The 12,978-nt window shown below is 35.1% G+C and carries 13 protein-coding genes and 3 tRNA genes; 3 read left to right on the top strand and 13 right to left on the bottom strand.

From position 1 onward, the window contains the following. Nucleotides 1-3: 3 nt before the first annotated feature. From DWB61_RS00260 to DWB61_RS00200, 13 genes are all read right to left on the bottom strand, one after another. The gene (locus tag DWB61_RS00260; protein ID WP_125028766.1) at nucleotides 4-858 is read right to left on the bottom strand and encodes a GLPGLI family protein; all 855 of its coding nucleotides are present in this window, start codon (nucleotides 856-858) and stop codon (nucleotides 4-6) included. Nucleotides 859-864: 6 nt separating this feature from the next. Continuing rightward, nucleotides 865-1,701: a GLPGLI family protein gene (locus DWB61_RS00255; RefSeq protein ID WP_125028765.1), complete on the bottom strand. Its 837-nt coding sequence runs from the start codon at nucleotides 1,699-1,701 to the stop codon at nucleotides 865-867. A gap of 45 nt (nucleotides 1,702-1,746) precedes the next feature. After that, on the bottom strand, nucleotides 1,747-2,586 hold the full coding sequence (locus DWB61_RS00250) for a GLPGLI family protein (RefSeq protein WP_125028763.1): 840 nt from the start codon (nucleotides 2,584-2,586) through the stop codon (nucleotides 1,747-1,749). Between the two features lie 155 nt (nucleotides 2,587-2,741). After that, nucleotides 2,742-3,581, bottom strand: coding sequence for a GLPGLI family protein (locus tag DWB61_RS00245; RefSeq protein WP_125028761.1), 840 nt, complete (start codon nucleotides 3,579-3,581; stop codon nucleotides 2,742-2,744). A gap of 72 nt (nucleotides 3,582-3,653) precedes the next feature. After that, on the bottom strand, nucleotides 3,654-3,851 hold the full coding sequence (locus DWB61_RS00240) for a hypothetical protein (RefSeq protein ID WP_125028759.1): 198 nt from the start codon (nucleotides 3,849-3,851) through the stop codon (nucleotides 3,654-3,656). 820 nt (nucleotides 3,852-4,671) lie between these two features. Beyond that, nucleotides 4,672-5,415 (bottom strand): hypothetical protein, encoded by a 744-nt coding sequence (locus tag DWB61_RS00235; protein ID WP_125028757.1) that lies wholly within the window; start codon nucleotides 5,413-5,415, stop codon nucleotides 4,672-4,674. A 246-nt stretch (nucleotides 5,416-5,661) separates the two neighbouring features. Further along, nucleotides 5,662-6,216: a transposase gene (locus tag DWB61_RS00230; protein ID WP_125028755.1), complete on the bottom strand. Its 555-nt coding sequence runs from the start codon at nucleotides 6,214-6,216 to the stop codon at nucleotides 5,662-5,664. Between the two features lie 164 nt (nucleotides 6,217-6,380). Then, complete coding sequence (locus DWB61_RS00225) at nucleotides 6,381-7,652, bottom strand: tetratricopeptide repeat protein (RefSeq protein ID WP_125028754.1); 1,272 nt, start codon at nucleotides 7,650-7,652, stop codon at nucleotides 6,381-6,383. 337 nt (nucleotides 7,653-7,989) lie between these two features. Beyond that, entirely contained in the window at nucleotides 7,990-8,694 is a 705-nt protein-coding gene (locus DWB61_RS00220; RefSeq protein ID WP_125028752.1) for a Crp/Fnr family transcriptional regulator, read from the bottom strand. A gap of 233 nt (nucleotides 8,695-8,927) precedes the next feature. Further along, complete coding sequence (pheS, locus tag DWB61_RS00215) at nucleotides 8,928-9,950, bottom strand: phenylalanine--tRNA ligase subunit alpha (protein ID WP_125028750.1); 1,023 nt, start codon at nucleotides 9,948-9,950, stop codon at nucleotides 8,928-8,930. A gap of 149 nt (nucleotides 9,951-10,099) precedes the next feature. Continuing rightward, nucleotides 10,100-10,939 (bottom strand): peptidylprolyl isomerase, encoded by an 840-nt coding sequence (locus tag DWB61_RS00210; protein ID WP_125028748.1) that lies wholly within the window; start codon nucleotides 10,937-10,939, stop codon nucleotides 10,100-10,102. A gap of 84 nt (nucleotides 10,940-11,023) precedes the next feature. Then, nucleotides 11,024-11,845, bottom strand: a complete 822-nt coding sequence (locus tag DWB61_RS17915; RefSeq protein WP_125028746.1) for a peptidylprolyl isomerase — start codon at nucleotides 11,843-11,845, stop codon at nucleotides 11,024-11,026. 33 nt (nucleotides 11,846-11,878) lie between these two features. Next, nucleotides 11,879-12,229, bottom strand: a complete 351-nt coding sequence (locus DWB61_RS00200) for a hypothetical protein (protein ID WP_125028744.1) — start codon at nucleotides 12,227-12,229, stop codon at nucleotides 11,879-11,881. 141 nt (nucleotides 12,230-12,370) lie between these two features. Here DWB61_RS00200 and DWB61_RS00195 point away from each other — a divergent pair. From DWB61_RS00195 to DWB61_RS00185, 3 genes are all read left to right on the top strand, one after another. After that, a tRNA-Val gene (locus DWB61_RS00195) sits at nucleotides 12,371-12,445 on the top strand. Nucleotides 12,446-12,474: 29 nt separating this feature from the next. Then, nucleotides 12,475-12,549: transfer RNA gene (locus DWB61_RS00190), tRNA-Val, on the top strand. A gap of 29 nt (nucleotides 12,550-12,578) precedes the next feature. Next, a tRNA-Val gene (locus DWB61_RS00185) sits at nucleotides 12,579-12,653 on the top strand. Nucleotides 12,654-12,978 lie beyond the last annotated feature (325 nt).

Here is a 12,978-nt window from a genome sequence, read left to right as displayed (position 1 = left end):
ATACTAATATCTTTCTATAAAATTATTAGTAGCTCTAATATTTCTTAACATTCTTGACTCTCCATCAGGACTACTATGTTGAAGATTAGGATTGCCTCCATATTTCATATATAGACTATTCACATATCGTTTAAAAGCTTTGGTGAATCCTTTAGCAGTAGTTTCAGATAAATAATTATCCTCTATAAAAAACATTTCACGATTATTTCTTGAGTTTTTCACTTTATAAAGCTGAAAAATATGTTCCTTATGGGTATCAGCAATACGTACAATCAAGCCAGGAAGACCTAAAAACTTATAAGGTCCATCGCTTATTGGTATCTCAGGAGTATACCATGCTATATAGTCTCTACCCCCATAGCTACATATAGCTTTTTGGCAAGCATAGCTTAATATGGTCGTATCTCCCTTAATATGTTTCCAATTAAATGAGGGCGTTTCAATTACACTTAATGAAGTTTTTGAGTCTAAATCGCCTATAAAATTAACTTGCCCTATATTTGGCTGATCTTTATAAACATAATACTGACATAAGATTCCAGTAGAACTTCCTTTGATTCCAGAGGCGACTTTAGTAACCGCTAATCTGAGACTGAGATCTTTAAATGCAATCATTAACGAATCTTTTAAGAGCTTGTTAACACTAGTAAATTTTGAGTGCCTCTTACCTACTTGGAGTACCATTTCTTGATATTTCTCACTACCAGAATCAGTAGAGTCTTGCTGGTAGTTATAATCGTAATAAAACTCGTTTGCTATGGTATCCATGCTAATGCGAACAAAACCAGGATCATTAGCTTGAGAAAAGCCAAGGCATGGCAATAAGAATAAAGCAATTTTAATAAAAAATCTTATCATATTGTATCAATATCTTTCTATATAATTATTTTTCGCACGTATGTTTCTTAAGGTTTTCGATTCACCATCTGGATTTGAATAGCTTATATCTGTATTACCTCCATATTTTCGATACATATCTGCAATATAAACCTTCATGGCTTTTGCAAAACCTTGCGGTGTTGAATTCTGATATTGATCCTCAACAACATTGATTATAGAAGTACCAGCATTACTATTTTTCACCTTGTACAACTGAAAAACATGTTCTTTTTTAGTGTCTGCTATACGAACTATTAGGCCAGGTAAACCCTTAAATTTATAGGGTCCATCACTAATAGGTATCACCATTGTATACCAAGCTACGTATTTCCGTCCTCCAAAATTACAAGTAGCTTTCTGGCAAGGATATTTAGCAATAATAGTGTCTGAATTGGTTTGTAACTTCCAATTAAAATTTATTGACTCGTCAACCATAACATTCACTTTCGGACCCAAACCTCCCTTAAAATGGATATTCCCTTTATTCGGATAATTTTTAAATAATGTATACTCACAAAAACGATGAACTCTTAAGCCACTAATTTTGGTCCATATTTTTGAAAACCCGGCAGCACCTAAATCTCTAACAGTATAAAGCAATGAATCTGTATATAAGATATTAACACTTGTGAATTTTGAAGAATGCATACCAACTTGAAGTACCATTTCTTGATATTTTTCACTATTAGAATCGGTTGAATCTTGTTGGAAATTATAATCGTAATAAAATTCAGTCAACACACTATCAATTTTTATATATTTCTGAGTAAATACCGTGCTTGATAATAATATCAACCACACTAAAACTGCATATTTTTTCATATCTAAACTATTTGAATAGAGTTAAAGAATCCTTATCATATTGTATCAATATCTTTCTATATAATTATTATTGGCACGAATATTTCTTAACATTTTTGCTTCGCCATCGGGGCTCGTATGCGTTATACTATTATTACCACTATATCTTCGATACAAATTGGCAAAATGAACTTTCAGAGCCTTAACAAAACCCCGTGCAGTTGAAGTTTGGAATTTATCTGGTTTTGTATAAATTAAAGCCTTATTACTCATACAATTTTTAACGCGATGTAGCTGAAAAACATGTTCCTTTTCGACATCGGCAATTCGAACAATTAAACCAGGTAAACCATTAAATTTATAAGGTCCGTCACTAATTGGTATTTCCATAGTATACCAGGCTTCATAATTTCTTCCTCCAAAATAACAGGTAGCTTTTTGACAAGTGTACCCCAAAATACTAGTATCTCTAACTTCTTCTAATTGCCAATCTAATTTTATTTCCTCATTTACCCCTAAGTTTATTTTTGAACCTAATTTTCCAATAAATTGAACACTTCCTTTTTGAGGGTAGTTTTTATAAATAACATACTTACATAAACTACTTGTTACGAATCCACTGATTTCAGGCATGATTTTAGAAAGTGCAACCATTGGATCTAAATCTTTATACACAAAGAGTAATGAGTCTTTGTAAAGGGTATTTGTACTCGTAAATTTTGTATGTTTTTTGCCTACTTGCAATACCATTTCCTGATATTTTTCACTGCTAGAATCGGTCGAATCTCGTTGGAAATTATAATCGTAATAGAATTCCTTTACAATAGTGTCTACTTTGACAAAATCTTGTCCAAAAACAGAGATCGACAATAATAGTGACCATACTAAAACACAATACTTTTTCATACCTAAAATGGTTTTAAGAGAGAGAGAGTTTCTCTTTAGTTATTTCAATTAATTACAAACTGCATCGAGAAGAACTTCCAAATCCCCCATAACTTGTACAACAGATCCTCAGGTCTTAAGAGTAGTATCTCCTAATACATATACAGTTCTCAATATTAATACCTTTCTATAAAATTATTTTTAGATCTGATATTTCTCAAGGTTTTTGACTCACCATCGGGATTTGAATAGCTTATATCGGGATTACCTCCATATTTTCTATACAAATCAGCAAGATACACTTTCACGGCTTTTGCAAAGCCCTGAGCAGTGGTTGTTTGTAGTTTTTGGGCTTTTCCATACATAGGAGTCATATCTTTACTATAATTCTTGACCCCATAGAGCTGAAAGATGTGTTCTTTTTCGACATCGGCAACTCGAACAATTAAACCTGGTAAACCTTCAAATTTATAAGGACCATCACTAATAGGAATCTCAATGGTATACCAGGCTTCATAATTTCTCCCTCCAAAGCTACATGTCGCTTTTTGGCATGTGTATCCCAAAATACTAGTATCTCTAACTTGTTCTAGCTGCCAATTAAAATTTATTTGCTCATTCACCATTATAGTTGTTTTTGCACCTAGTTTACCTACAAATTGACTATTCCTTTTTTGGGGGTAATCTTTATAAACAACATACTTACATAATATATTTTCCCTTAACCCATTCATCTGAGGCCATACTTTAGAAAACCCCACACCTGCTTCTAAATCTTTAACTGTGAAGAGTAACGAGTCTGTTAAAAGAGCATTTACACTTATAAATTTTGAATGGTTAGTACCTACTTGGAGAACCATTTCCTGATACACTTCACTTCCCGAATCAGTGGAATCTTGTTGAAAATTGTAATCGTAATAGAATATACTCTTAATTGTATCTATAGTGATACGTTCTTGGGCTGACACACAACATGTAAGCATTATTAGTATTAATGCTAAAATAGACTGTTTCATAACTATCTATTAATAATTTAATTTTCAAAAAGGAGTTGTTTATGTAGTTAAAACAACTCCTTTAAAATTTACTTATCCACCACAAATGACATCAGCCATTTCCTTTGCATTATCGGCCATTTCTTGTCCAGAATCTCCACAAACCAAACCATAACCACCTTTACCACCTCCACAGTCAACACTTGCCGTGATACAAGCTGCATTAGCACTTTTAGTAGCTCCTAAACTTAAAAAAATGATTCCAACAACACATAACATTTTTAATTTCATAACTTAAATAATAAATCAGCATAGCTCCATTTCCCACACAATTGCCAATTGTACGAGTCATCTCATTTTAGTAGCTTTGCCTTTGTTAAGAGCTGCAAAGCTTACCAAGTCGCTTCCGGGTTGAGAATTGATTTAGATCTATTTTCCCGGGGCGGCTTTTTTATTTATATGTTACAAGAAAATTACTGGTTTAATTAATTATCTGTGCACAGACCGTAATACTATTCATAACACATAAACATTCGATTATTTTAAATCGTGAACGAATATATGATAAACTAATTTAAAATCAAAAATCCCGCCCCCCATAATATTTACCATACAAAAAAGCTTATTTATCAGCATTAAAAGTGCATTAATCATACACAGGGCAGTAAAAACAGCGTCTTCAGGCAAAGGATAATAAGTCTTAACTGAAAATAAAAATACAGCTTCAATATTTAATTTATATTAAATACAGGTAGCATAACAAAAAAACATGTTTCACAATACTGATAAATATCATATTTACTTATTATGAATCACATCTTGTAGTTTATTTCGAGAAACTATAAGCCATAAAAAAAACGGACTAAGCTTGTTGTCTTAGTCCGTTTTAATCGTATAATATTGTAGAATCACAAGAACAAGGAGCCCATTTCAAAAAAAACACGTCCCATCGGAAATTAATAGCTCCCATCGGGTTTCGAATGGCGTATATTGGTCAAATAATGGCGTCCATCTCACTTTTGTACCGCCCATCGGGTTTGGAATGGCTCCCATCGGGTTTTTAAGCCTCCCATCTCGATTCGACTCAACCATCGCGGGGCTTCCAGAGGTTTTAAGCTTCCTGTGCTTCCTCTTTTTTATTCTTTTCACGAATTGCTCGGAAATAAGCACTAGCATACTGCTCTGCTTTCTCTTCATCTTTCCAAAACAAGAAACGCCCTGCTTCACGAATGGCATCAACAGCCTCTTTAAGATGTGTAAAGGCACGATCGCGCATGTCTTTATCAATTTTAAGATTATCGTCTCTGTCACCATTTACTTTACCCAGCAACAAACCACCTTGCTCAGCCAATTCCGTGGCTCTATCAAGCTTTAATAAATCGAAACTCACACCTTCCAACTGTGTCGGATTATTTTTACCCAGCATGGCAAGCTCCGATAAATCCTGAATCATATCTGCATTTGTCGATCCTTCGGCAATTCGGTGTACAATATCCATTAAAGCACTATCCTTTCGATAAGCATATCGGCAGAAATGCAACAGTTCGTCGCGCAGTTCAAATCCCTCCGCCGATATCAGGCTCCACTGCTTTTCAATTTCCGATTTTGCTGCAAAAACCTGGGTCCAGCGAGTCTGCGAATAACGCAAGCCACCTACTCTAATGGGTAAACTCTCAATTAATGTAATATCTACATCAGTGCTCGCAAACTTGTCTTTGTCGCGTGTCGCAATTTCGTACAAATACATGGCTTCGTTGTTAGCTACATCAACAGGTAGATTAGGCTGTTTTATTGCCTCTTGGCTAATAGCATCGTAAATTAGCTTAAGACTGTCAAAATTTTCTTTATCACTCATTTTAAATAGAATTTTGGGTTAAAAAATATTTTTATGACAACTGAAAATAATCATAATAAACATACAATCCAAAAAACAATGATTCTAAAATAATTTTAATGATTTGATAATGGGGCTATAACATTAGGCATCTGTTACAGCCCTTGCATGCATTTGATAACCGTATACAGACGTTCATGCATTTCATAACCGTATACAGACGTTGCATGCATTTCATAACGTATACAGACGTTGCATGCAACGTCTCTAGTATTTATTCCAATTTTTGGGATTATCGATAATATATTTCGAAATACGATCGTACGCGCCATCATCTCTAATAATATGATCGTGAAAACGGCTCTGCCACTCAAAATTGGGATTCACTTTTCGGGCATCGCGGCTTACCGCCGATTTATAGGAACGAATGATGCTGGCCAGGGAACCTCGCTTGGGCGAAATGGCTGCCATCCGTACAGGCGTTGCATGCAACGCCTCTCCAGTAATATCTGCATGCAACGCCTCTGTAGCGGAATTGGCGGGATTGGGGGAATGGGCAATTTCGATAATCATATGCACATGATCGGGCATCACCACAAAGGCATGCAACTTTACAAATGGAAAATGATCGGGAATTTCGAACCCATACTTTTCTGATAACAGGCCAATCTTCGATAAATTCATTTTTCTATCGGACACGCTGCCAAAAAAACGCCGCCTATTATGGGTACAAATCGTAATAAAATAGAAACCTTCGTTGGAATAATACCACCACCTTGCTCTGGCTGATGGTATGCGATATTTGTTTTTAAACTTATCCATATATTCAATGTGATATGTGTTCAAAAAGAATTGACAATAGATCGAAGCTATTCTTTTCGAATCGGATAACTAAAGTTAAAACTTCCCCCTTTAAACACCTCATATAAAAAAAGCATCATCTTGATAAGATAATGCTCCTTTTTGCCTTTAAAATTTCACCTGAATTATTGCTCCATAAACAGATCTTCTTTCAGCCTTTCGATTCTCGATTTTGAGAAGTCACGAATAGATGCTGATAATAGATCAAGTCCTTTCTTCTCATCTATATTATCAAACACTTGCTGGTAATATTCCAGAGCTTCTTTCTTTCTGTTTAGAGCATCGTATTGCTCAGCAATTAAAAACAAGTAGAACTTCTTTTTGGGATTGAGTTTGTGAGCAATTAAGTAGTTATCTAATGCCTTCTGATGTTGCTTTTTATCAGCGTAAATAACACCCTTCTCTTTATGAATAATCGAAAGAATAGACGAGTCGGCTTGCATCAATTTCAATGATTCATCAAAAAGCTCCAAGCCCTTTTCAGGCTTAAAAAGATGCGTCTCTGCCATGGCCAAATAAAAAACGACCTTCACATCGGTACTATCTATCTGATAGGATTTATTTAAAAGCTTTAGAGCCTTATCAGATTTCTGAAACTTTTGAAAAAGAATACCTGCATTACGCATGGTATTTAAAGTAGAGTCTCCCAAACTTAAAGCTTTGCTATATTGGTTGAGCGCTTCTATTTCCTTATCCAATTTAATAAAAGCCGATGCAGCAATTTGGATAAAGCGGATATTCGTAGAATCTTTTTCTAAGACTAAATCACAAATATCGAGAGCTGATTCAGGATCGACTTTCAAATAAACACGAGCTAATTTACTATTGGTCTCATAGTCTAATGGGTTCATGTCCATAGCCATTTCGTAAAACTTAATCGCATCGTCGTACTCACCTAAATGATTGTAATTATCACCTAAATGAATCCAATAAAATATCTGGGAAGCATCGTTATTTTTCCCTCTATGTAAGAGGTTAATAGCAGCCAGTCGTTCTTTAGAGAATTCATGAATTAAAACCCTTTGTTCGAAAGTCCTAAAATCAGGTCTTTGTTCTTTAAGCAAGGTATCTAATTCGCTTTTAGCCTGATGATACATGCCCTGCAAAAAATAAAGATTTGCCAATTCACTTCTAATCTCCAGCTTGTTTTCACAAGATTTGAACGCCGCTTTTAAAACCTCTAAGGCATCTACATTCTGACCTTGCTCAACTAAGGCATATTGTTTCCAATAATAGGCTTGGTAATTACTTTTATTAGCTTGTATCTGCTGGCTAGAGGCAGTAACTAAGGTCTTCCAATCTTTCTTTTGCCAGAGCTCCAGTAATTCAGTAGTCTGAGCAAAAAGTGAGAATTGAAGGCAGCTTAAGATGATTAATAAGTTTAGGGTCTTCTTCATGATAATTAATTGGGTAGTGAGAATTGGGTTAACAAAATCAAATCTACTACTTTTGTAGTAGAATCAAAATTCAGATAACATTTTTTAACATAGTTTGAGAAGTAAGAAAGAGAAACGAGTGAAGAAGTGAAAGTGTAAAAAAATGAAGAAAATACATAAAAGGGAAAGAAACCACCCGCAACTTGATACTTGATACTTGATACTTGATACTTGATACTTATTAAGTAAAAGCACCATCCGAATAAACGAACAGTGCTTTAGTATATTTTGGGCTTATGTATATCTGTGAACTAAAAATTTACTCTTAAATTGTAAATCGATAATCCTTAATCACTAATTAGTAAACGCCTCCAACTCTTTTGAGAGAGCGAACATCAACAATCTTAATTTTTCTGCCTTTAATCTCTATGAGACCATCGTTCTTAAATTCTGATAGCAAACGGATGACTGATTCGGTAGCAGTACCTACCATATTGGCAAGTTCTTCGCGAGTTAATGAGATTTGAAGCGTATTGTCCTGAGCTAAGCCAAAGGTTTCCATAAGCTGCATTAAGACCTCAGCTAAGCGCTCTCGAACCGATTTTTGTGCAATATCAGTAATATAACTATTGGCTTGTCCAAGCTCCTTACAAGTCATCTTAATCAACTCCAATGAAAAATCAGGGTTTTGTTGAATCAACTTGGTTAAAGTATCGCTAGGAATAAAACAAACTATTGCATCCTCAATTACCTTTGAGGATGTACAGGCTGGTTCCTGACTCAAGGCCGATCGAAAGCCTATAATATCGCCAGACTTTGCAAAACGGATAATCTGTTCTTTCCCTTCTAGGCCCGTTTTAAAAACTTTTAATACGCCTGAATAGACAAAATAACAGCCACGTGCAGAATCCCCTTCGGCATATATGACCTTACCCCTTTTCAGCAATTCACATTCCTCTTCCCAAAAAAGAAGATTCATCTGATCGCTACTCAAATGCTTAAATGTTTTTGCGAAACATTCGGCTAATTGATCACAATTGGGGAAAGTTTGATTCTGATTCATTTTCAAAGCTATTAAAATCTAAAAAACTAAATTTTCAACACACTCAAAAAAGCCCATTAAACATACAAATTAGGGATCTGAAAGATCATTTTAAAATGGCATTTCGAGTCCTAAATGGGCAGATAAATATAGCAATTTAACTTCGAGAAAAACAAGCTCGAAAACTTTACTTAAAAAAAAATCCCGAAAGCTTGTAAAGCCCTCGGGATCTATATATTATGATTATGTATAGTCTAGAAACCTGCCGCAGAAAATTGCTCAAGGAAACGAATATCATTTTCAAAGAACAAACGGAGGTCCTTAATTCCATACTTCAACATGGTAATACGTTCAATACCCATACCTAAAGCAAAACCAGTGTATTTCTTACTGTCGATATTGTTAAGATCCAGAACATTAGGATCAACCATACCACAACCCAAAATTTCTAACCATCCTGTACCCTTACATACATTACAACCATCACCTCCACAAAGCGAGCAAGTTACATCAACCTCGGCCGATGGCTCCGTAAATGGGAAATATGATGGACGTAAACGAATCTCTGTTTTTTCTCCAAAGAACTCTTTGGCAAAATAACTAAGCGTTTGTTTCAAATCTGCGAAAGAAACATTCTCGTCGATATACAAACACTCAATTTGATGGAAAATACAGTGAGCTCGAGCCGAAATAGCTTCGTTACGGAACACACGCCCTGGAGTTAAACAACGAATTGGCAATTCCATTTCAGACATATCATGAGCCTGAACCGATGATGTGTGCGTACGTAATAAAATATCTGGATTCTTCTCGATAAAGAAAGTATCCTGCATATCACGTGCTGGATGCTCCTCTGGGAAATTCAAGGCTGAGAAATTATGCCAATCATCTTCAATTTCTGGTCCTTCAGAAATAGTAAAACCTAAGCGAGAAAAAATCTCTATAATTTCATTCTTAACCAAGGACAATGGGTGGCGAGAACCTAACTTGACTGGATCAGCAGGAAGACTTAAATCTAAACCCGACTTGTCAAAATCAGAATTTGTAAAACTATCTTTCAGTTCATTTACCTTATCAAGAGCAGTGGTTTTCAACTCATTTAAGAGTTGTCCAACAGCCTTCTTTTCTTCATTTGGCACATTTTTAAAATCGCCAAAAAGAACAGCAATTGTCCCTTTTTTACTTAGATGTTTAATTCTGAATTGCTCTACCTCGTCGAGATTAGTCGCTGTAAAAGCTCTTAATTCCTCTAATAATTCATTTATCTTACCTACCATCATTGTATTGTTTAGTCAACCAAATAGGGCGGCGAAGTTACAAAAGATTGTTGAATTTTAATAAAGTACAAAGCTAAGTCTCGACATAGAAATCAAGATAATGATAGAAATATATAAGCTGAAACAAATTTAGGTGTGAAAAATGACTTTCAATATTGTAAAATTCGAACCTTCATTTTCACATCCAGATTGGGTCTATCGTATTGATCCGTTTTTAAATTTGCAATTTTATCCATCACATCGAAACCCGAAATAACTTCACCAAAAACCGTGTAGTTTTTGTCTAAATGAGGTACACCACCTACTGTTGTATAGGCTTTTTTTTGAGCCTCAGTAAAAATTAACTTATCGGTTGAGCTTTCGAAATCAAAACTAATGTTTGACTTGATTTTATCTGCAATCTCTCTAAATTCCTCAACCTTTTTCAACTTCTTTAGCGAGTCGAGTAACTGACGCTTTTTAGGTGTTAGATATCGCTTAACAATCTGTTTTTTCAAAGGTACATTTACAGCTTTTTCCATAGTCGTTAATTCTTCCATAGTGTAAACTCTACCGTGAGTAATATAGAATTGAGAAATATCCGATTCTTTAAATACATTAACCTTATCAGGCTGACGAGCGGCTGCCAATGCACCCTTTTTGTGAAAATATTGCGGAGAGAATTCTGACTCAATGGTTCTATTCGAACTTCCATAACCAATCTGTCTACCAGGCGCAGCATTCCTTGAATCCTGAGAACCTCCCTGAAGTACAAATCCCTTTATCACCCGATAAAATAAAGTTCCATCGAAATGCTTATTTTCGATCAACTGCAAAAAATTCTTACGATGCTTAGGCGTTTCCTTGTAAAGCATCAATTTCATATTACCCAAATTCGTTTCGATCAATACAATTGAATTTGTACGATTATCCTGAGCAATTAATTCTCCTTTTGAGCAAAAAATGAACAATAGGACAGTTAATAATAATATTTTCTTAATCTGAGTCATGCCGAAATTTAACTTTGTCAATCCAAAAAAACAAAAAAGCTCCGAATGTTCGAAGCCTTTTCCAAATTTATAATCGCAAATTGTTTATTGAACAATCGTAACCTTCATTTTCATATCCTTTAGTGGACGATCATTACCATCAGTTTCCTCAGAAGCAATCTTATCAATAATATCTAGGCCCTCAATCACCTCCCCAAAAACCGTATAGGCTTGATCAAGGTGAGGAATTCCCCCAACCGTGGAGTATGCTTCCCTCATTGGATCAGTTAAAACAAGAATTTGAGATTTAGAAATTGAATCAATGTTATGCTTCATCTCCTCCATTTTAGTGTTGAATTTATCAAATTCACCATCCTTCTGTAACTGAGTCAACTCATCCTTATATTGAGCTCTTTGATTCTCAAAAATAGCATTCGCCCGTTTCTTATTGATACTAACAACCAGTGCCTCCAAAGCTTCAGGCTCATAAACTTTTCCTTGAGCGATATAAAACTGAGATCCCGAAGATTCCCGTTTAGGATTAGCACTATCGCCTTCGCGTGCAGCAGCAATCACGCCTTTTTTATGAAATAAGTTAGGGTGGAATTCAGCTGGAATATCATAACCTGGTCCACCTTCGCCTAACATCGTACCAGGTTTTGCCCCCTTAGAGTCAGGATCACCACCTTGAATCATAAAACCATCAATAACTCTATGAAAAAGAGTTCCATCGAAAAAACCTTGATGAGCCAGCTTGATGAAATTATCACGATGACCAGGTGTTTCATCATACAATTGGATTTTAACAGCACCGTATTCCGTATCGATCTGAACAATGCGATCTTTTTTACCAAGCTTAACAGGAGTTTTACAAGAATAAGCTCCTGCCAAAAGAAAAATGAAACTTAGAGTGATGAGTTTGTTCATTGTTTAATAATTAATGATTGTGTTTGTGAGAATTTAAGATCCAAGATAAGCGTTCTCTTTGAAGTATTCTACAATAGACGACATCAAAAGTAATTCTTCTTTCTCCTTTGAAAAAGGAGGTATCATTTTATTTTTTTTGAAGATTGGCCACTTATCTTCATCATAGCCTTCTATCGAGTAATAGTTCCATTTCATCAACAAGCGACAAGTTGCAAGATTAATTAGAGCCATTTTATCATCTTTCGAATAAGTTTCTTTGAAGCCTTCTTCACGCTCCTGAATGCCAATTAGCAGTAAAGTTCCATTTAAATCGGCATCAACATTAAAATCTTCAGAAATTTTATATAAAAGTTTATTCCAGTCACTTTCTAAATTATTATCCATCTAATCAATTTTTTATGAGTCCTAAAAGTAGAGTTTTTCAACAAAAACCAAGGGTTCAAGAGACCTTTTTTTAATTTATTTTCATTTAGGGCTTGCGTATGAAAAAATTCCCTCCTATATTTGCATCGCAATTAAGGGAAAGGGCGATTAGCTCAGTTGGTTCAGAGCACTTGGTTTACACCCAAGGGGTCATAGGTTCGAATCCTATATCGCCCACAATTGTATAACATACACACAGTCTTCTCGGGCGATTAGCTCAGTTGGTTCAGAGCACTTGGTTTACACCCAAGGGGTCATAGGTTCGAATCCTATATCGCCCACAATTGTATAACATACACACAGTCTTCTCGGGCGATTAGCTCAGTTGGTTCAGAGCACTTGGTTTACACCCAAGGGGTCATAGGTTCGAATCCTATATCGCCCACACCGAGAAATAAAAAGGAAATTTTCGCATGAAAATTTCCTTTTTTTATTTTACACTCTCTAACAAATATGTTTCTTGAGTCCAGAATAATTCCCCCTTCAGCTTAAAGCCATAAATCTCAAAAAAACTTAATATCAAATTAAAGCAATGCATGTGCCCATAACACTGGTTAGCCTTTTAAATATTTATGTCAATATGAGAAAAGGATTTATCCATTTATCAAAAACTATATTTTTTTTACATATATTTACATTCACACAAATAAAACAATAATTCATCCGTATTTTAAACAACTTCGTCACATATTTGTTGGGTAATATATAAG

Origin of the sequence: Ancylomarina euxina, from assembly GCF_003863355.1 — a bacterium.
Classification (GTDB): Bacteria; Bacteroidota; Bacteroidia; order Bacteroidales; family Marinifilaceae; genus Ancylomarina; species Ancylomarina euxinus.
This window is presented reverse-complemented; position numbering and strand designations above follow the sequence as displayed.

What these genes read in the sequence shown, in the direction of transcription:
- DWB61_RS00225 (WP_125028754.1), bottom strand. Translation starts at nt 7,652, where the DNA reads ATGAAGAAGACCCTAAACTTATTAATCATCTTAAGCTGCCTTCAATTC.
- DWB61_RS00235 (WP_125028757.1), bottom strand. Translation starts at nt 5,415, where the DNA reads ATGAGTGATAAAGAAAATTTTGACAGTCTTAAGCTAATTTACGATGCT.
- DWB61_RS00245 (WP_125028761.1), bottom strand. Translation starts at nt 3,581, where the DNA reads ATGAAACAGTCTATTTTAGCATTAATACTAATAATGCTTACATGTTGT.
- DWB61_RS00230 (WP_125028755.1), bottom strand. Translation starts at nt 6,216, where the DNA reads ATGGATAAGTTTAAAAACAAATATCGCATACCATCAGCCAGAGCAAGG.
- DWB61_RS00220 (WP_125028752.1), bottom strand. Translation starts at nt 8,694, where the DNA reads ATGAATCAGAATCAAACTTTCCCCAATTGTGATCAATTAGCCGAATGT.
- DWB61_RS00210 (WP_125028748.1), bottom strand. Translation starts at nt 10,939, where the DNA reads ATGACTCAGATTAAGAAAATATTATTATTAACTGTCCTATTGTTCATT.
- DWB61_RS17915 (WP_125028746.1), bottom strand. Translation starts at nt 11,845, where the DNA reads ATGAACAAACTCATCACTCTAAGTTTCATTTTTCTTTTGGCAGGAGCT.
- DWB61_RS00200 (WP_125028744.1), bottom strand. Translation starts at nt 12,229, where the DNA reads ATGGATAATAATTTAGAAAGTGACTGGAATAAACTTTTATATAAAATT.
- DWB61_RS00255 (WP_125028765.1), bottom strand. Translation starts at nt 1,701, where the DNA reads ATGAAAAAATATGCAGTTTTAGTGTGGTTGATATTATTATCAAGCACG.
- DWB61_RS00260 (WP_125028766.1), bottom strand. Translation starts at nt 858, where the DNA reads ATGATAAGATTTTTTATTAAAATTGCTTTATTCTTATTGCCATGCCTT.
- pheS (WP_125028750.1), bottom strand. Translation starts at nt 9,950, where the DNA reads ATGGTAGGTAAGATAAATGAATTATTAGAGGAATTAAGAGCTTTTACA.
- DWB61_RS00240 (WP_125028759.1), bottom strand. Translation starts at nt 3,851, where the DNA reads ATGAAATTAAAAATGTTATGTGTTGTTGGAATCATTTTTTTAAGTTTA.
- DWB61_RS00250 (WP_125028763.1), bottom strand. Translation starts at nt 2,586, where the DNA reads ATGAAAAAGTATTGTGTTTTAGTATGGTCACTATTATTGTCGATCTCT.